Below are 18,123 nucleotides of genomic sequence, written 5' to 3'. Positions count from 1 at the left end.
CGGCGAGTATGTTTAAGCAATACCTGCAAGTAACGAAACCAGGCATCATCTTTGGCAACCTGATCTCCGTGATCGGAGGGTTCCTGCTGGCCTCCAAAGGCAGCATTGATTACACCCTCTTTATCTACACGCTGGTCGGTGTGTCACTGGTTGTTGCGTCCGGTTGTGTATTTAACAACTACATCGACATGGATATCGACAAGAAGATGGAAAGGACCAAAAATCGGGTGCTGGTGAAAGGCCTGATCGCCCCTTCCGTCTCGCTGGTGTACGCCACCTTGCTGGGTATTGCTGGCTTTATGCTGCTGTGGTTTGGTGCTAACCCGCTGGCCTGCTGGCTGGGGGTGATGGGATTCGTGGTGTATGTGGGCGTCTACAGCCTGTATATGAAGCGTCACTCCGTCTACGGCACGCTGATTGGTTCTCTCTCCGGCGCTGCGCCGCCGGTGATTGGCTACTGCGCGGTCACGAATGAGTTCGACAGCGGTGCGCTGATCCTGCTGGCTATCTTTAGCCTGTGGCAGATGCCGCACTCCTATGCCATCGCGATTTTCCGCTTTAAGGATTATCAGGCAGCGAACATCCCGGTTCTGCCGGTCGTGAAAGGCATCTCCGTTGCCAAGAACCACATCACGCTGTACATCATCGCCTTTGCCGTGGCAACGCTGATGCTCTCTCTGGGTGGTTACGCTGGATACAAATATCTGGCGGTAGCGGCTGCGGTGAGCGTCTGGTGGCTCGGCATGGCGCTGCGCGGTTACAAAGTGGAAGATGACAAAGTCTGGGCGCGCAAGCTGTTTGTGTTCTCGATTGTGGCCATCACCTCGCTGTCCGTGATGATGTCCGTGGACTTCATGGTGCCGGATTCACATAACCTGCTGACTTACGTCTGGTAAGCCACAACAGGTGAATAAAGGGGTGCTTCGGCACCCTTTTTTATTCACTGAATCTATTAATAACGCATGTAATATTTGTTAAATAACCCTTTATTTACCCCGCCCCTTCCCCGCACTACACTATGGCCTGCTTTTGAACTGAGGTGGTAATGAACGATTATAAAATGACGCCAGGCGAGCTACGCGCGACCTGGGGCTTAGGGACTGTCTTCTCGCTACGGATGCTTGGCATGTTTATGGTCCTGCCTGTTCTGACCACGTACGGTATGGCGCTGCAGGGGGCCAGCGAGGCACTGATTGGCCTCGCCATTGGCATTTATGGTCTGGCGCAGGCGGTGTTCCAGATCCCGTTTGGCCTGCTCTCTGACCGGGTGGGCCGCAAGCCGCTGATTGTCGGCGGGCTGCTGGTCTTTGTGCTCGGGAGCGTCATTGCCGCCCTCTCCCACTCCATCTGGGGCATTATTCTTGGCCGCGCTCTGCAGGGCTCCGGCGCGATTGCCGCTGCGGTGATGGCGCTGCTGTCAGACTTAACCCGCGAGCAAAACCGTACCAAAGCGATGGCGTTCATCGGCGTGAGCTTTGGCGTGACATTTGCGATTGCGATGGTGCTCGGCCCCATCATTACGCACACGTTGGGTCTGCACGCCCTGTTCTGGATGATTGCCGTGCTGGCAACCATCGGTATTGCCTTAACCCTGTGGGTCGTGCCGGACAGCAAAAACCACGTCCTCAACCGTGAGTCGGGGATGGTAAAAGGCTGCTTCAGCAAAGTGATTGTCGAGCCGCGCCTGCTTAAGCTGAATTTTGGCATTATGTGTCTGCACATTCTGCTGATGTCGACCTTTGTTGCCCTGCCCGGCCAGCTTGCCGCAGCGGGTTTTCCGGCGGCCGAGCACTGGAAAATCTATCTGGTTACGATGCTGATTTCGTTTGTCTCCGTCGTGCCGTTCATCATCTACGCCGAAGTGAAGCGCAAAATGAAGCGCGTCTTCGTGGGCTGCGTGGCGGTCCTGCTGATTGCCGAGATCGTGCTCTGGGGTGCCGGCCCGCACTTCTGGGAGCTGATTGCCGGCGTGCAGCTGTTCTTCCTGGCATTTAACCTGATGGAAGCCCTGCTGCCGTCACTGATCAGCAAAGAGTCCCCCGCCGGTTATAAAGGCACGGCAATGGGCATTTATTCCACCAGCCAGTTCCTCGGCGTGGCGATCGGCGGCTCGCTTGGCGGCTGGGTGGACGGACTCTTTGATTCACAAACCGTGTTTCTCGCGGGGGCGCTGCTGGCGACAGTCTGGCTGCTGGTCGCCGGTACCATGAAAGAGCCGCGCTACGTGAGCAGCCTGCGCGTAGAAATTCCGGATGATGTGGAGATGAGCGATGTGCTGAAACAGCGTCTGGAAGCTAAAGACGGGATCACAGAGGTGCTGATTGTTCCCGAAGAGCGCAGCGCTTACGTCAAAATTGACAGTAAGGTGACCAACCGTTTCGAGGTCGAGCAGGCGCTCAAGGCGTGAAAAAAAGCCCGGTTAAACCGGGCTTTTTATATTAATCGCGGAAGTTTTTAAACTGGAACGGCTGCCCCAGATCGCCGCCGCGCACCAGCGCCATCACGGACTGGAGGTCGTCGCGGGACTTACCGGTCACGCGAATCTCTTCGCCCTGAATCTGCGCCTGCACCTTCAGCTTGCTGTCTTTGATGAGCTTCACAATCTTCTTCTGCACCGCGCTCTCGATGCCCTGCTTCAACTTGGCTTCCACAAACCAGTTCTTACCGCTGTGCACAAACTCGTCCGGCACATCCAGAGACGTCCCTTCGATGCCGCGCTTTAACAGCTTGGCGCGCAGAATGTCGAGCAGCTGATTTACCTGGAAATCAGACTCGCTCAGCACCTTAATGGTCTTATTTGCGTCGTTCAGCTCAAACGACGCCTCAACGCCACGAAAATCGAAACGTGACTCTACTTCGCGGGTTGCGTTCTCAACGCCGTTGCGAACTTCCTGGATATCAACTTCGGAAACAATATCGAAAGATGGCATCTTTTCTTCTCCCTTCACTTTTGTTGCGTTGCATAATACCCGCTACGAGGCATAACTCAACAGAAGCTTAGCTGTATAATTAAGCTGTAACACCTGGCGCAGTTGCAGGTGAGGAGGAACAATGAAAATTACAGTGCTCGGATGTGGAGCCCTTGGTCAGCTATGGCTGACCGCGCTGTGCAAGCACGGACATGAGGTTCAGGGCTGGCTGCGCGTGCCCCAGCCCTATTGCAGTGTAAACCTGATTGGTGAAGACGGAAGCATCTTTAACGAATCCCTCACCGCGAACGATCCTGATTTCCTGGCGCAAAGCGACCTTTTACTGGTAACGCTCAAAGCGTGGCAGGTTTCGGACGCGGTCAAGACACTGGCCGCCCAGCTCCCCCCCACTTCGCCCATCCTGCTGCTGCATAACGGCATGGGAACCCTTGACGAGCTGAAAAGCGTTCCGCAGCCCCTGCTGATGGCGACAACCACGCACGCTGCCCGTCGCGACGGCAACATCATCGTGCATGTCGCCAGCGGCGTGACGCACATCGGGCCTGCCAGAACGCAGGATGGGGACTACAGCTATCTTGCCGATGTGCTGCAGAAGGTGCTGCCAGACGTGGCCTGGCATAACCATATTCGTCCACAACTCTGGCGCAAGCTGGCCGTCAACTGCGTGATCAATCCGCTGACGGCGCTGTGGAACTGCCCGAACGGAGAGCTGAAAAATCATCCACAGGAGGTTGCACTGCTCTGTGCGGAAGTCGCGGCGGTCGTTGAGCGGGAAGGCCTGCATACCTCGGCAGACGATTTGCGCTGTTATGTCGAGCAGGTTATTGAGAGTACGGCTGAGAACATCTCCTCGATGCTGCAGGATGTTCGGGCATTACGCCACACGGAGATCGACTACATCACCGGATATCTGCTCAAACGCGCCCGCGCGCACGGCATCGCGGTGCCGGAAAACGCCCGTCTGTATGACCTGGTTAAACGTAAGGAGAGTGAATATGAGCGCGTCGGCACTGATCTGCCTCGCCCCTGGTAGCGAAGAGATGGAAGCGGTCACCACCATCGATCTGATGGTGCGTGGCGGCATTAACGTGACAACCGCCAGCGTCGCCAGCGACGGCAGCCTGGCGATTACCTGCTCGCGCGGCGTGAAGCTGCTGGCCGATGCTCCGCTCGTGCAGGTGGCCGACGGGGATTACAACATCATCGTCCTGCCCGGTGGCCTGAAGGGCGCGGAGTATTTTCGCGACAGCCCGCTGCTGGTTGAGACCGTGCGTCAGTTTCATTTATCCGGGCGCATTGTCGCGGCAATCTGCGCCGCCGCCGGAACGGTGCTGGTTCCGCACGACATTTTCCCCATCGGCAATATGACCGGCTTCCTGGGGCTGAAAGACACCATTCCGGAAGATCAGTGGGTGGACAAACGCGTCGTCTGGGATCCGCGCGTCAACCTGCTGACCAGCCAGGGCCCGGGCACCGCGATTGATTTTGGCTTAAAGATTATCGACCTGCTGGTCGGGCGCGAGAAGGCGTACGAAGTGGCGTCATCACTGGTGATGCCAGCGGGGATTTATAATTACTATGAAGAGTAGTGCATAAAAAAAGCCGGGTGGCGCGAGGTAAAAGCAAAACGGCAACCAAAGGTTGCCGTTTTTAATGTTTGCGCCCTCTCCCTGTGGGAGAGGGTCGGGGTGAGGGCATCAGGCCGCACGCTACGGACGATACACCTTCACATTCGCAAAGCCCTGCTCGCGCAGATACAGCGCCTGCAGGCGACTCATCACCCCACGCTCACACCACAGCAGGTACGTTTTGCTCTGGTCGAGGTCGCCAAACTTCGTGCTCAGCTTATAGAACGGCAGAGAAACCACCTCCACACCCTCCACCTGCAGCGGTTTGTCATCCTGCTCGTCAATCGAGCGGATATCCAGAATCGCGTCGTTCGCGCCGAAACCGCTCACGGTCTCCACTTCAACCACGTCCTGCTCGGTCTGCTGAGCGATCTCGCGGATATCAATGTTGGACGCTTCTTCCACCACTTTATCCAGAATGCTGAAATCGAAGTTCTCTTCTTCCGCTTCGATCTTCGCCTTCACCGCTTTCACCGTTGGGCTTTTTGAGATCACGCCGCAGTATTCCGGCATGGTGCGGGCAAAATCTTCGGTGCCGATTTCGCGCGCCAGATCGATGATGTGTTCTTTATCGTGAGAGATCAGCGGACGCAGGATCAGCGTATCAGACACGTTGTCGATCAGGCGCAGGTTGGTCAGCGTCTGGCTGGAGACCTGGCCCAGCGCTTCGCCGGTGACCAGCGCCTGCACGCCGTAGCGTTCAGCCACTTTGGACGCCGCACGGACCATCATGCGCTTCAGGATGACGCCCATCTGGCCGTCGTCCACTTTCTCCAGAATCTCGCCGACCACCGGTTCGAAATTAATTGCCACGAAACGCACGCGGTGGGAGCTGCCGAAGCGGTTCCACAGGTAATGTGCCACCTGACGAACGCCGATTTCGTGCGCCGCGCCGCCCAGGTTAAAGAAGCAGTAGTGTACGCGGCAGCCGCGGCGCATCAGCATATAGCTGGAGACGCCGGAGTCAAAGCCGCCGGAGATCAGGGACAGGACGTCTTCCTGGGTGCCGATCGGGAAGCCGCCGATGCCTTCATAGCGGCCTTTCACCAGCAGCAGTCGATCGTTTTCGATCTCCAGATTAACGGTTACGTCCGGGTTGGTCAGGCGCACGCGCGCAGACTCGACGTGCTGGTTCAGACCGCCGCCGACGTAACGCTCCACTTCAATGGAGCTGAACTCGTGCTTGCCGCGACGCTTCACGCGCACGCAGAAGGTTTTGCCTTCGATCTGGTCGCGGTACTGGACCAGCGCTTTCTCGAAGATGTCGTGCATATCGCTGAACGGGACATCTTCCACTTCCAGGATATGGTGGATACCTGGAATACGGGTCAGGGCGTCGCGAATATCCTGACGTTTGTTTTCGTCTTTGGCACGGACCTCAACGTGGTCCCAGTGGCGCACCACGGCGAGGGTTTCGTCGTAGTGCTTTAATACGTTACGAATGTTCCCGGTGAGAATTTTAATAAAGCGCAAACGCACAGATTGGCTTTTGATGGTGATTTCAGGGAACAATTTAATGATAAACTTCATGGCGGCAATGTTTCTTAGGCAAGCCTGTTAAGGCTTGTAATGGAAAAGAGTACAGCAGCCCACACCCGTGGCTGCATCCAGGCGCGCAAGTATACCACCATCGCGCCGCTCCTGTGCACATTGCGCGTTATTTGCTTATCCGCCCGAGTCCGTTACCATGTCGGGGCGAAGAATATAAGAGTCAATTCACTATGCCGAAGAAGAACGACGCACCGGCCAGTTTCGAAACTGCGCTGAGTGAACTGGAGCAAATTGTTACCCGCCTCGAGAGCGGCGATCTCCCGCTGGAAGAGGCGCTCAACGAATTCGAGCGCGGCGTCCAGCTGGCGCGCCAGGGTCAGGTTAAGCTGCAACAGGCCGAACAGCGCGTGCAGATCCTGCTGTCCGACAGCGAAGAGGCGAAAACCACGCCTTTCACACCGGACGCCGAGTAAATGGATTTTGCCAACGAGCTTCAGGCGCGTGTCATGCGCGCCAACGACGCCCTGCGCCGTTTTATTGCGCCACAGCCTTTTCAGAACACTCCACTGGTTGAAGCCATGCACTATGGCGCACTCTTGGGTGGAAAGCGCCTGCGCCCGTTCCTGGTGTACGCCACAGGCAACATGTTTGGCATCAGCGATAACACGCTGGACGCCCCGGCAGCCGCCGTTGAGTGCATCCATGCCTACTCGCTGATCCACGACGATCTCCCGGCCATGGACGACGACGACTTGCGTCGGGGTCAACCCACCTGCCATATCAAGTTTGGCGAAGCGAATGCCATTCTGGCGGGTGATGCCCTGCAGACGCTGGCGTTCTCGATTCTGAGCGACGCGCCGATGGCCGAAGTGGCTGACCGTGACCGGCTGGCAATGATTTCCGAACTGGCCATGGCCAGCGGCGTGGCGGGCATGTGCGGCGGACAGGCCCTGGATCTTGAAGCCGAAGGACGTCAGGTTAATCTGGAACAGCTGGAGCGTATTCATCGCCATAAAACCGGGGCATTGATTCGTTCAGCCGTTCGTCTTGGCGCACTAAGCGCGGGTGAGCAAGGGCGCAAAGCCCTGCCGATTCTGGACAGATACGCAGAAAGTATCGGTCTGGCATTCCAGGTTCAGGATGACATTCTGGATGTGGTGGGCGATACTGCAACATTGGGTAAACGTCAGGGTGCGGACCAGCAGCTTGGCAAAAGTACCTACCCCGCCCTGCTGGGTCTTGAGCAAGCCCAACGTAAAGCCTGGGATCTGATTGACGATGCCCGCCAGTCGCTGAATCAGCTGGCCGCGCAATCGCTGGATACCTCGGCACTGGAAGCGCTAGCGGACTATATAATCCAGCGTGATAAATAAACTATATATCTCGATGAGCCTTTGATGAGTTTTGATATTGCCAAATACCCGACACTGGCGTTAGTTGACTCCACCCAGGAGTTACGTCTGTTGCCGAAAGAGAGCCTGCCGAAGCTGTGCGACGAACTGCGTCGCTACCTGCTCGACAGCGTAAGCCGCTCCAGCGGCCATTTCGCCTCCGGGCTTGGCACGGTAGAGCTGACCGTGGCGCTGCACTACGTCTATAACACGCCGTTCGATCAGTTGATCTGGGACGTGGGTCACCAGGCTTATCCGCACAAAATTCTGACCGGACGTCGCGATAAAATTGGCACCATTCGACAGAAAGGCGGTCTGCACCCGTTCCCGTGGCGCGGGGAAAGCGAGTACGACGTATTGAGCGTCGGGCACTCCTCCACCTCTATTTCTGCAGGCATCGGGATTGCCGTTGCTGCCGAAAAAGAGAACAAGCAGCGCCGCACCGTCTGCGTGATTGGCGACGGCGCCATCACTGCCGGTATGGCCTTTGAGGCCATGAACCACGCGGGTGACATCAAGCCGGACATGCTGGTTGTGCTTAACGATAACGAAATGTCGATTTCCGAAAACGTCGGCGCGCTGAATAACCATCTGGCGCAGCTGCTTTCCGGCAAGCTTTACTCCTCGCTGCGTGAAGGCGGCAAGAAGGTCTTCTCCGGTGTACCGCCGATCAAAGAGCTGCTCAAGCGCACCGAAGAGCACATCAAAGGCATGGTCGTGCCGGGCACCCTGTTTGAAGAGCTGGGCTTTAACTATATCGGCCCGGTTGACGGCCATGACGTGCTGGGACTGGTAACCACGCTCAAGAACATGCGTGACCTGAAAGGTCCGCAGTTCCTGCACATCATGACCAAAAAAGGCCGTGGCTACGAACCGGCGGAAAAAGATCCGATTACCTTCCACGCGGTACCGAAATTTGACCCGTCCAGCGGCTGTCTGCCGAAAAGCAGCGGCGGCATGCCGAGCTATTCAAAAATCTTCGGCGACTGGCTGTGCGAAACCGCCGCAAAAGACAACAAGCTGATGGCGATCACCCCGGCCATGCGCGAAGGCTCCGGCATGGTGGAGTTCTCCAGAAAATACCCTGACCAGTATTTCGACGTGGCCATTGCCGAGCAGCACGCGGTGACGTTTGCCGCTGGCCTGGCCATCGGCGGCTACAAACCGGTTGTCGCTATCTATTCCACCTTCCTGCAGCGCGCCTACGATCAGGTGATCCACGACGTGGCGATCCAGAAGCTGCCGGTGCTGTTTGCTATCGATCGTGCGGGCATTGTCGGTGCCGACGGCCAGACGCACCAGGGCGCGTTTGACCTGTCGTTCCTGCGCTGCATTCCGGATATGGTGATCATGACGCCAAGCGACGAGAACGAATGTCGTCAGATGCTGTTTACCGGCTACCACTATCAGGATGGCCCAAGCGCCGTTCGCTACCCGCGCGGCAACGCGGTGGGCGTTGAGCTGCAGCCGCTGGAGAAGCTGGCGATCGGTAAAGGTCTGGTCAAACGTCGCGGTGAAAAAGTGGCGATTCTGAACTTCGGCACGCTGATGCCTGAGGCGGCGAAAGTGGCTGAAACGCTGAACGCCACCCTGGTCGATATGCGCTTTGTGAAACCGCTCGACGAATCCCTGATCCTGAGTATGGCTGAGGCGCATGACGTGCTGGTCACGCTGGAAGAGAACGCGATTATGGGCGGTGCGGGCAGCGGCGTGAACGAGGTGCTGATGGCAAACCGTAAAGCCGTTCCGGTGCTGAACCTCGGCCTGCCGGACCATTTCATCCCGCAAGGTACCCAGGACGAAGCCCGCGCGGCGATTGGCCTGGACGCTGCCGGTATCGAAGCTAAAATCCGCGCCTGGCTGGACTGAACCCTCCCCTTTTCCGCTCCTGCTATGCTTAAACGTATTGTTTAAACAGCAGGAGCGGACCGTGCAATACACAACATTAGGAAAAACAGACCTTAAGGTATCCCGGCTTTGTCTGGGATGCATGACCTTTGGCGAACCCGATCGGGGAAACCACGCCTGGACGCTGCCGGAAGAGAGCAGCCGTCCGATTATCAAACGCGCCATCGAGGGCGGCATTAACTTCTTTGACACCGCCAACAGCTATTCCGACGGCAGCAGCGAGGAGATTGTCGGCCGCGCCCTGCGTGATTTTGCCCGTCGGGAAGACATCGTGGTTGCCACCAAGGTGTACTATCCGGTGGGCGACCTGGCTCAGGGCCTTTCTCGCGCGCAGATCCTGCGTTCCATTGATGATAGCCTCAGGCGTCTGAACATGGATTACGTCGACCTGCTGCAAATTCACCGCTGGGATTACAACACGCCCATTGAGGAGACGCTGGAAGCACTCAACGACGTCGTCAAAGCCGGTAAAGCGCGCTATATCGGCGCGTCGTCTATGCATGCCTCGCAGTTTGCTCAGGCGCTGGATCTGCAGGCACAGCACGGCTGGGCGCGCTTCGTCACCATGCAGGACCACTACAATCTGATCTACCGTGAAGAAGAACGTGAGATGCTGCCGCTGTGCCATCAGGAGGGCGTGGCGGTGATCCCGTGGAGCCCGCTCGCGCGCGGCCGCCTGACCCGTCCGTGGGGAGAAACCACGGCCCGTCTGGTCTCGGATGAAGTGGGAAAAAATCTCTACGAAGGAACAGAGGCCAGCGATGCCCTGATCGCTGAACGCTTAGCCGGAATTGCCGACGATACCGGCGCAACCCGCGCCCAGGTAGCGCTGGCATGGCTGCTGGGTAAACGCGGCGTCGCGGCGCCGATTATCGGCACATCCCGGGAAGAGCAGCTTGACGAACTGCTGAATGCAGTGGATATCACGCTGACGCCGGAGCAGGTTGCCGAGCTGGAGACGCCGTATCAGCAGCATCCGGTGGTGGGGTTTAAGTAACCCCCATCTTTTGTAGGCCGGGTAAGGCGGAACCGCCCCCCGGCAATACAGAGCGCACAAACTCACGCGAAGTGATCGTACCCTTTCCAGTCCAGCGTAACCGGCTCACCGTCTTTCACAAACTTCAGCCCTTCACTCTCCGGCATGATCTGCCCGATACAGGTGAATTTCGCGCCGAGGTGCGCTAATGCCACGTCGAGCGTTCCGCGGTTCAGCTCCGGAACGGTAAAGCACAACTCATAATCTTCGCCACCGGACAGCGCCCAGCGCAGCGCCTGCTCAGGTTCGACATGACGAAGCAGTTCCTCTGACAGCGGGAACAGATCCAGGTCAACGCGCGCGCCGACACCGCTGGCCTTCAGAATATGGCCGAGGTCGGAGATCAGCCCGTCAGAGAGATCGATAGCCGAGCTTGCCCGCTCGCGCAGCGCCTGACCGTGCAGAATACGCGGCGTCGGGCGCAGATGGCGTTTCACCAGATACGCCGCATCGTCGGTATCCTTCACGGTTAAGCGATCCTGGAGGATCGCCAGCCCCGCCGCGCTGTCGCCCGGCGTACCGGTCACATAGATCCAGTCGCCGGGTTTTGCGCCTGAGCGCTTCAGCGCGCGGCCGAGCGGCACATACCCGTGGATCGCCAGCGTCATCGACAGCGGCCCGGCAGTGGTATCACCGCCAATCAGCTGCATATCGTAGTAGTTAAGCTGCTCAAACAGCGCATCGCTAAAGGCTTCAAGCCAGACTTCGTCTACCTCTGGCAGCGTTAGCGCCAGGGTTAACCACGCGGGATCGGCCCCCATCGCCGCCAGATCGCTGACGTTAACCGCCAGCGCCTTATACGCCAGATCGGCAGGATCGATATCCGGTAAAAAATGACGTCCGCACACTAAGGTGTCGGTGCTGATTGCCAGCGTCTGTTTTTCGGGAATATTGAGAAGTGCACAGTCATCGCCGATGCCGGTTTCAACATCAAGACGAGAGGTTCTGACACGGTCGAAATAACGGGCAATCAGGGAAAATTCGCCGCATGCCATACGTTATGCCTCAGCAAATAAAAGAAAAAACCGGAGCCGCACTGCCCGTCAGGCAATGCAGAACTCCGGTTTGCGGATCACTTTTTGTGGGGACGGATCGCAGGTGCTGCTTTATCAAGTACGCCGTTTACAAACTTGTGGCTGTCTTCAGCACCGAAGGTTTTCGCCAGTTCGATCGCTTCGTTAATGGCCACTTTGTACGGCACATCATCACGTTTAGACAGCTCAAACAGCGCGATACGCAACACGGCTTTTTCTACCTGACCCAGCTCTTCGAGCAAACGGGACAGGTAAGGTTTCATCAGACCATCGAGATACGCGCTATTAGTCGCCACTCCCGACAGCAGTTCACGGAAGTACAGAACGTCAACGTCTTTCACGTCCTGTTCTGACAGGAACTGGTATTCAACATCAGCGATGTCGTTCTGGGACAACTGCCAGGAGTAAAGTGCCTGGACGGCACATTCACGGGCGCGGCGACGAGCAGCAGGTTTCACGGAATTCCCCTTACAAAAAAATCAGGCCTTGATGGCTTTCAATACATTGATCATTTCAAGCGCGGTCAGTGCAGCTTCTGCACCTTTGTTACCGGCTTTGGTGCCAGCACGTTCGATGGCTTGTTCAATACTTTCGGTAGTCAGCACGCCGAACGCGACAGGAATTTCAGCATCCTGCGCAACGTGTGCCAGACCATTGCTTGCACCGCCCGCAACGTATTCGAAGTGCGCAGTGCCGCCACGAATAACGGTACCCAGCGCAATCACCGCGTCGTATTTACCGGTTTTCGCCAGCGCGCCCGCCGCCAGTGGCAGTTCGTAAGCGCCTGGAACCCAAACAACGGTAATGTTGTCATCTTTAACCTGGCCGATACGTTTCAGGGCGTCAATGGCACCTTCCAGCAGGCTGTCGTTGATGAAGTTGTTGAAACGCGCAATGGTGATGGCGACGCGAGCGTCCGGGGTAGCTACAGCAGCTTCAATAATGTTCATACTCTTCCTTTACGGGTTCATTTGGCCCCGCAGGGGGGCGGATTTTATCATAATACTTTGCGCACTGCTTCCCTATTTCGGGAGCAATTACGCTGTCGTTAAGTGGAGGCAGACATCCGGACCGACCGGACGAATCTCGCTGAATTTGAGTTGTGGTGCGTCGGCCAGTTTTTCAAGGCCGGGCAGCACAAACAGGCCGCGCGCGTCGTGACCTAACAGTTTAGGCGCAACGTAAACAAGCAGTTCATCCACCAGTCCGGCCTGTAAGAGCGCACCGGCGAGCGTTGGCCCCGCTTCCACCCAGATACTGTTCACCTGTTGCTTGCCGAGCAGCATCATCAGCACCACGAGATCCAGATGGCCGTTATGCTCCGGCACCATGATGCTGCGCACGCCTTCCGGCCATGTGCGCGTATCGTCCTTCGTGCGGGCAATCCAGGTTTCACCCGGCTGCTGGACGATGCGGTGCTCCGGCGTCACGCGGTTCTGACTATCAATGATAATACGCAGCGGCTGACGCAGGTTCTCCTGCGGGTACAGGGCCTGGGTATCGGCATTCAGCTCGTCCCAGCGCACGGTCATGGCCGGATCGTCAGCCAGAACGGTTTCACTGCTGGTGAGAATAGCATGGCTTTGCGCGCGCAGACGTTGCACATCGCGCCTTGCCTGTGGCGAGGTGATCCACTGACTCTCGCCGTTTGCCATCGCCGTACGACCGTCCAGCGAGGCGCCCAGCTTAAGCTGGATATACGGGAACCCGGTGCGCATGCGCTTCAGGAAACCTTTGTTGAGCGCTTCAGCGTCCTGCATCATCAGGCCATGGCTGACGTCAATGCCTTCCTGCTGCAGGCGATACAGACCACGACCGGCCACCTGCGGATTCGGATCCTGCATCGATGCGACCACGCGCGAAACCCCCGCGGCAATCAACGCGTCGCAGCACGGCGGCGTACGCCCATGATGGCTGCAGGGCTCCAGCGTAACGTAGGCCGTAGCGCCGCGCGCCTTCTCGCCGGCCATGCGCAGCGCATGAACCTCAGCATGCGGTTCGCCTGCGCGATAGTGAAAGCCCTCCCCCACGATCTCGCCATCTTTAACGATAACGCACCCGACATTCGGGTTGGGATGGGTCGTAAAACGACCGCGCTGCGCCAGCTTCATGGCTCGCGCCATGTACATCTCATCGTGCATGAGCTTAATCCTGTAAGCGGGCGATCTCTTCGCCAAACTCTTTGATATCTTCGAAGCTGCGGTAGACCGAGGCGAAGCGGATATAGGCGACCTTATCGAGCTTTTTCAGCTGCTCCATCACCAGGTTACCGATCATTTTGCTCGGCACTTCACGCTCACCCAAACCACGAAGGTAAGATTTTATGTGGTTTAACGCCATCTCCACGTCGTCCGCGCTGACGGGACGTTTCTCGAGGGCCTTCAGCATTCCGCTGCGCAGTTTCTCTTCGTTAAACGGCTCACGCACGTCGTTACTTTTTACCACGCGCGGCATGACCAGCTCTGCCACCTCAAAGGTCGTAAAACGCTCGTTGCACACCAGACACTGCCGACGACGGCGTACGGATGACCCTTCGCCCACCAGGCGAGAGTCGATGACTTTGGTATCCACAGCGGAGCAGAATGGGCAATGCATACGGTATCCCTGTTATCTGGTTAACTGATTTTCATTTTACCCTGATCTGGCCTGACAACAAAGGAAGAGCTTTTTGAGACAAAGGATCTATGTCTGACACAATGATGCTGGCTACCATTAGGACGATCCGTTATTTCAAGGAAATAAACGCAATGACAAGACGTTACCTGAAAATATTGCTGGTGGGGAGCCTCTTCACCCTTAGCGCCTGTGCACAGCAAACCGAAGTCCGCCAGTTGAAACAGAGCGTCAATACGCTCAATACGGCGATGGACAAGCTGAACAAAGAAACGGTGAAAATCACCCAGCAAAACGCGCTGAATGCCAAATCCAGCAGCGGGGTTTATCTGCTGCCGGGCGCGAATACGCCTGCGCGGCTCAATAGTCAGATCGGCACGCTAAAAATGTCTCTGGTGAATGTGGCGGCGAATGCAGATGGTACACGCGCAACATTACGTATACAGGGAGAGTCCAACGATCCGCTTCCGGCCTTCAGCGGCACTGTCGAGTGGGGCCAGATCCAGGGCACCACGGAGAATTACCAGGAGGTGAACGTGAAGAATCAACTCTTCACAGCCCCGGCCAGTGTTTTAGCACCAAGCGATGTGGATATTCCGCTTCAGTTAAGCGGTCTTACGCCGGAACAGTTAGGCTTTATCCGCATTCACGACATTCAACCCGCCGCGCACTAATCCCCTCCTTTTTAGCGGAGTGAAATGTCACTCCGCTAACATTTACATTTCGTATGGATTGGCAACATAAATGATTGCCGCTACAATCCCGGCCGTTTAAAGTACGCAAACGTGAACGCAATCGATTACGCGTGTGAGAGATATGTGAAACAACACATATTTTTGTGAGCAGGGATTCCTATAATAGGCACCGCAGAAACACGAAATATTTAGAAACGCAATTCGCGCATTTTTCACTCCCGGAAGGGAATTTCAATCAGTGGCATGATTATGAAAAAAACATTACTCGCAGCTGGCGCCGTGCTGGCACTGTCCTCTTCTTTCACTGTTAACGCAGCGGAAAACGACAAACCACAATACCTCTCCGACTGGTGGCACCAGAGCGTTAACGTGGTGGGCAGCTACCACACGCGTTTCGGACCACAGATTCGTAACGATACCTACCTGGAATATGAAGCCTTCGCCAAGAAAGACTGGTTTGATTTCTACGGCTACATGGATGCACCGGTCTTCTTCGGTGGTAACTCTCAGGCTAAAGGTATCTGGAACCACGGCTCCCCTCTGTTCATGGAAATCGAACCACGCTTCGCCATCGACAAGCTGACCGGCACCGATCTGAGCTTCGGCCCGTTCAAAGAGTGGTACTTCGCGAACAACTACATTTACGACATGGGCCGCAACGAGTCCGGTCGTCAGAGCACCTGGTATATGGGTCTGGGTACGGACATCGACACCGGCCTGCCAATGAGCCTGTCTCTGAACGTCTATGCCAAATATCAGTGGCAGAACTATGGCGCTGAAAACCAGAACGAATGGGATGGCTATCGTTTCAAAGTGAAATACTTTGTGCCAATCACCCAGCTGTGGGGCGGTAACCTGAGCTATATCGGCTTCACCAACTTCGACTGGGGTTCAGATCTGGGCGATAAGAGCGGTTACGCAGAGAACGGTATTAAGCAGCGTACCAATGACTCCATCGCCTCCAGCCACATCCTGGCGCTGAACTACGATCACTGGCATTACTCTGTTGTGGCACGTTACTGGCACAACGGCGGCCAGTGGAACGACGACGCGAAACTGGTATGGATGAACGAACACGTCCGTTCTACCGGTTGGGGTGGTTACCTGGTTGTAGGTTACAACTTCTAATCAGTGCGGGTTTCGCCCGGTGGCGCTACGCTTACCGGGCCTACGACCCAAATGTAGGCCGGGTAAGGCGTAGCCGCCACCCGGCTTTTTACTGCCTCACCTTGCGCAAAAAATCCGCCAAAGACCTGTCCGCACTCTCGCTAAACCGCCTGTCCGTAGTCACAATATTGAGGCATCTGTCGAGCCGGAAACAGCGATAGTCATCGCGCCGTTCACACCACGCGGCCAGCAGCCAGCGCTCTCCCCAGAAGAACAGCCCCAGCGGCTGAACCTCACGATTAGACAGCTGTCCTGCTTCATCACGGTAATGCAGTGCCAGCACCTGCTGAGCGGAAATTGCCTGATGAATCCTGTCAAAGTCGCTGCGGGAGTGGCTTTGCATGCAAAAATCCGGGGCGTAGATCCGCGTCTGCTCCGCCTTTCGACGACTCTCCTCGGGCAGAATCGCCAGCACCTTTTCCTGAGCCGACTCCAGCTCGCGCGACAGCGATTCCCCACCCCAGGTTTTGAGCAGGCGAATCGCGACGATCAGCGCCTCAGACTCCTTATTTGTCAGCATCAGCGGCGGCAGGTCAAAGCCCGACATGAGCCGATATCCGCTCCCCGCCTCACCTTCCACCGGCACGCCGGAAAGCGACAGGTCGCGGATATCGCGATAGACCGTACGCTCAGACACGCCAAGCCGGTCCGCCAGATGCGCTGCCGTTGTCAGACGCCTGCCCCGCAGGATCTGCACAATCTGAAACAAACGGTCAGCGCGTCGGGTCATATCTTTGTCCGCTCTCAGGCAGGTTGATGGAGCCCGACGCGGTTACCCTCGCTGTCGGTAAACAAGGCGATAGTGCCAATGCCATGCGGCAGTTCCAGCGGACCAAACACGCACTCGCCGCCCGCAGAGGCGATGCGATCGAGCGTGGCCGCCAGATTGTCAGTATGCAGGTAAATAATAGCGCCCTGCAAAGACGGTGTAACGCCGTCAAATTTTGCCAGTGCGCCTCCGGTGGCGGGATCCTCATGCGGGAAAACTGCCAGCTCCGCACAATCCATTTTCTCGCGACGCAGCGCAAGCTGCATCACCGGCTCATAAAATTTGATGGCGCGATCCATATCCGAGACCGGAATTTCAAACCAGTTAATGACGCTTTTCATACATCCTCCTGCCTGTTGTTTGGGTTCAGAAGGAGTCTACGACAGGGCTCCTGACAGCATACTGTCAGGAGTGTTTGTCAGGAGCAGATAAAAAAAATCCCGGTCAACCGACCGGGATTTCGATAACGCGCTAAACGTCGCCTTACGGCAGAATGGACGGCTGATCCGCCCCTTCTTTCTCGACTTTCTGCTGGAGCAGGTGCTCGCGCTTCATGCCGAGTTTCAGTGCCAGTGCGGACGCGACGTAGATAGACGACGCTGTACCGATGGTGACACCAATCAACATGGTCAGCGAGAAGCCTTCCAGTACCGGACCACCGAAGAGGAACAGCATCAGGATCACCATCAGGGTAGTACCGGAGGTGATCAAGGTACGGTGCAGCGTCTGGGTCAACGACACGTTAAAGATTTCGTACGGCGTACCGCGACGGATCTTACGGAAGTTTTCACGAATACGGTCAGATACCACGATACTGTCGTTCAGTGAGTAACCGATAACGGACATCAGGGATGCCACAATCGTCAGGTCAATCTCAATGTGGAACAGAGACAGTATGCCCATGGTGATCACCACGTCGTGTGCCAGGGCGATAACCACACCGGCCGCCAGTCGCCACTCAAAGCGGAAACCGACGTACACCAGGATGGAAATCAGCGCCACCAGCAGCGCCATCGCGCCGGTCTGCGCCAGGTCAGCACCCACGCTTGGGCCGACGAACTCAATACGCTTAACCGCTGCGTTCTGGCTGGTTGTTTCGTTAATCACGCTAACAACCTTACTGCCCAGCTCCTGGCTGCCGTTGGCATCGTGCACCGGCGGCATACGTACCATGATGTCGCGGCTGCTGCCGAAGTTCTGCAGCAGCGGCTCTTCAAAGCCCGCTTTCTGCAGCGATTCGCGCATCTGGTCCATATCGACCGGTTTTTCCAGGGAGATCTCGATGACCGTACCACCGGTGAAATCGAGACCCCAGTTAAAGCCTTTCACGCCCATAATGATGATGGACAGAATCAGCAGGAAACCTGAAATGCCGAAGGCCCAGTAGTCCCAGCGCATAAAGTCCCAGACTTTACGGCCGTGGTTCAATTGTTCAACAGTATATTCCTGTGCCACAACGCA

20 protein-coding genes are annotated in these 18,123 nt (G+C 56.7%); 10 read left to right on the top strand and 10 right to left on the bottom strand.

The genetic code is table 11. The annotated features are described in order from the left end of the window. Positions 1-8: 8 nt before the first annotated feature. Together cyoE and ACMGGU_RS03035 are read left to right on the top strand one after the other, a co-directional pair. The gene (gene cyoE, locus ACMGGU_RS03040; protein WP_013095848.1) at positions 9-896 is read left to right on the top strand and encodes a heme o synthase; all 888 of its coding nucleotides are present in this window, start codon (positions 9-11) and stop codon (positions 894-896) included. Between the two features lie 149 nt (positions 897-1,045). Then, positions 1,046-2,407 (top strand): MFS transporter, encoded by a 1,362-nt coding sequence (locus tag ACMGGU_RS03035; protein ID WP_262796863.1) that lies wholly within the window; start codon positions 1,046-1,048, stop codon positions 2,405-2,407. Positions 2,408-2,438: 31 nt separating this feature from the next. Here the strand turns inward: ACMGGU_RS03035 and ACMGGU_RS03030 are convergent, their stop codons facing one another. Beyond that, on the bottom strand, positions 2,439-2,930 hold the full coding sequence (locus tag ACMGGU_RS03030) for a YajQ family cyclic di-GMP-binding protein (protein ID WP_023293165.1): 492 nt from the start codon (positions 2,928-2,930) through the stop codon (positions 2,439-2,441). 121 nt (positions 2,931-3,051) lie between these two features. Between ACMGGU_RS03030 and panE the strand changes: the two genes are divergently transcribed. Beyond that, positions 3,052-3,963 (top strand): 2-dehydropantoate 2-reductase, encoded by a 912-nt coding sequence (gene panE, locus ACMGGU_RS03025; RefSeq protein WP_023616113.1) that lies wholly within the window; start codon positions 3,052-3,054, stop codon positions 3,961-3,963. Beyond that, positions 3,926-4,519 carry a protein deglycase YajL gene (gene yajL, locus ACMGGU_RS03020; RefSeq protein ID WP_420300234.1) on the top strand — a complete coding sequence of 198 codons (594 nt, stop codon included), beginning with the start codon at positions 3,926-3,928 and terminating at the stop codon, positions 4,517-4,519. The genes panE and yajL overlap by 38 nt, the downstream gene beginning before the upstream one ends. A gap of 120 nt (positions 4,520-4,639) precedes the next feature. Here the strand turns inward: yajL and thiI are convergent, their stop codons facing one another. Further along, positions 4,640-6,088 (bottom strand): tRNA uracil 4-sulfurtransferase ThiI, encoded by a 1,449-nt coding sequence (gene thiI / locus ACMGGU_RS03015; RefSeq protein ID WP_196352033.1) that lies wholly within the window; start codon positions 6,086-6,088, stop codon positions 4,640-4,642. A gap of 191 nt (positions 6,089-6,279) precedes the next feature. Between thiI and xseB the strand changes: the two genes are divergently transcribed. From xseB to ACMGGU_RS02995, 4 genes are all read left to right on the top strand, one after another. After that, positions 6,280-6,522, top strand: a complete 243-nt coding sequence (xseB, locus tag ACMGGU_RS03010) for an exodeoxyribonuclease VII small subunit (protein WP_045909783.1) — start codon at positions 6,280-6,282, stop codon at positions 6,520-6,522. Next, positions 6,523-7,422 (top strand): (2E,6E)-farnesyl diphosphate synthase, encoded by a 900-nt coding sequence (gene ispA / locus ACMGGU_RS03005; RefSeq protein WP_420300233.1) that lies wholly within the window; start codon positions 6,523-6,525, stop codon positions 7,420-7,422. A gap of 24 nt (positions 7,423-7,446) precedes the next feature. Beyond that, entirely contained in the window at positions 7,447-9,309 is a 1,863-nt protein-coding gene (gene dxs, locus ACMGGU_RS03000) for a 1-deoxy-D-xylulose-5-phosphate synthase (protein ID WP_048030083.1), read from the top strand. Positions 9,310-9,370: 61 nt separating this feature from the next. Continuing rightward, positions 9,371-10,345, top strand: a complete 975-nt coding sequence (locus ACMGGU_RS02995; RefSeq protein WP_045909786.1) for an aldo/keto reductase — start codon at positions 9,371-9,373, stop codon at positions 10,343-10,345. A gap of 62 nt (positions 10,346-10,407) precedes the next feature. Here ACMGGU_RS02995 and thiL read toward each other — a convergent pair whose 3' ends face one another. The 5 genes from thiL to nrdR form a co-directional block, all read right to left on the bottom strand. Continuing rightward, positions 10,408-11,379 (bottom strand): thiamine-phosphate kinase, encoded by a 972-nt coding sequence (gene thiL / locus ACMGGU_RS02990; RefSeq protein ID WP_045909787.1) that lies wholly within the window; start codon positions 11,377-11,379, stop codon positions 10,408-10,410. 77 nt (positions 11,380-11,456) lie between these two features. Beyond that, complete coding sequence (gene nusB / locus ACMGGU_RS02985) at positions 11,457-11,876, bottom strand: transcription antitermination factor NusB (RefSeq protein ID WP_006809908.1); 420 nt, start codon at positions 11,874-11,876, stop codon at positions 11,457-11,459. A gap of 21 nt (positions 11,877-11,897) precedes the next feature. After that, a complete protein-coding gene (ribE, locus tag ACMGGU_RS02980) occupies positions 11,898-12,368 on the bottom strand; it encodes a 6,7-dimethyl-8-ribityllumazine synthase (RefSeq protein WP_006176874.1) in 471 nt (156 codons plus the stop codon). Positions 12,369-12,455: 87 nt separating this feature from the next. Beyond that, on the bottom strand, positions 12,456-13,559 hold the full coding sequence (ribD, locus tag ACMGGU_RS02975) for a bifunctional diaminohydroxyphosphoribosylaminopyrimidine deaminase/5-amino-6-(5-phosphoribosylamino)uracil reductase RibD (protein ID WP_045909788.1): 1,104 nt from the start codon (positions 13,557-13,559) through the stop codon (positions 12,456-12,458). Positions 13,560-13,563: 4 nt separating this feature from the next. After that, positions 13,564-14,013, bottom strand: a complete 450-nt coding sequence (nrdR, locus tag ACMGGU_RS02970; protein WP_008503337.1) for a transcriptional regulator NrdR — start codon at positions 14,011-14,013, stop codon at positions 13,564-13,566. Positions 14,014-14,165: 152 nt separating this feature from the next. On the opposite strand from nrdR, the gene ACMGGU_RS02965 reads away from it, so the two are divergent. Beyond that, entirely contained in the window at positions 14,166-14,705 is a 540-nt protein-coding gene (locus ACMGGU_RS02965; protein ID WP_045909789.1) for a DUF3251 domain-containing protein, read from the top strand. Between the two features lie 270 nt (positions 14,706-14,975). Continuing rightward, positions 14,976-15,854 (top strand): nucleoside-specific channel-forming protein Tsx, encoded by an 879-nt coding sequence (locus tag ACMGGU_RS02960; RefSeq protein WP_420300232.1) that lies wholly within the window; start codon positions 14,976-14,978, stop codon positions 15,852-15,854. Between the two features lie 88 nt (positions 15,855-15,942). Here the strand turns inward: ACMGGU_RS02960 and ACMGGU_RS02955 are convergent, their stop codons facing one another. The 3 genes from ACMGGU_RS02955 to secF form a co-directional block, all read right to left on the bottom strand. Next, positions 15,943-16,623, bottom strand: coding sequence for a helix-turn-helix transcriptional regulator (locus ACMGGU_RS02955; RefSeq protein WP_262802481.1), 681 nt, complete (start codon positions 16,621-16,623; stop codon positions 15,943-15,945). Positions 16,624-16,637: 14 nt separating this feature from the next. After that, positions 16,638-17,003 (bottom strand): VOC family protein, encoded by a 366-nt coding sequence (locus tag ACMGGU_RS02950; protein WP_008503341.1) that lies wholly within the window; start codon positions 17,001-17,003, stop codon positions 16,638-16,640. A gap of 142 nt (positions 17,004-17,145) precedes the next feature. After that, positions 17,146-18,117: a protein translocase subunit SecF gene (gene secF, locus ACMGGU_RS02945; protein WP_048225871.1), complete on the bottom strand. Its 972-nt coding sequence runs from the start codon at positions 18,115-18,117 to the stop codon at positions 17,146-17,148. Positions 18,118-18,123 lie beyond the last annotated feature (6 nt).

Source organism: Enterobacter sp. BNK-8, assembly GCF_048685095.1.
Lineage (GTDB): Bacteria > Pseudomonadota > Gammaproteobacteria > Enterobacterales > Enterobacteriaceae > Enterobacter > Enterobacter quasiroggenkampii.
Note: the sequence above shows the minus strand (reverse complement) of the source record. Positions and strands in the feature narration are given on the sequence as shown.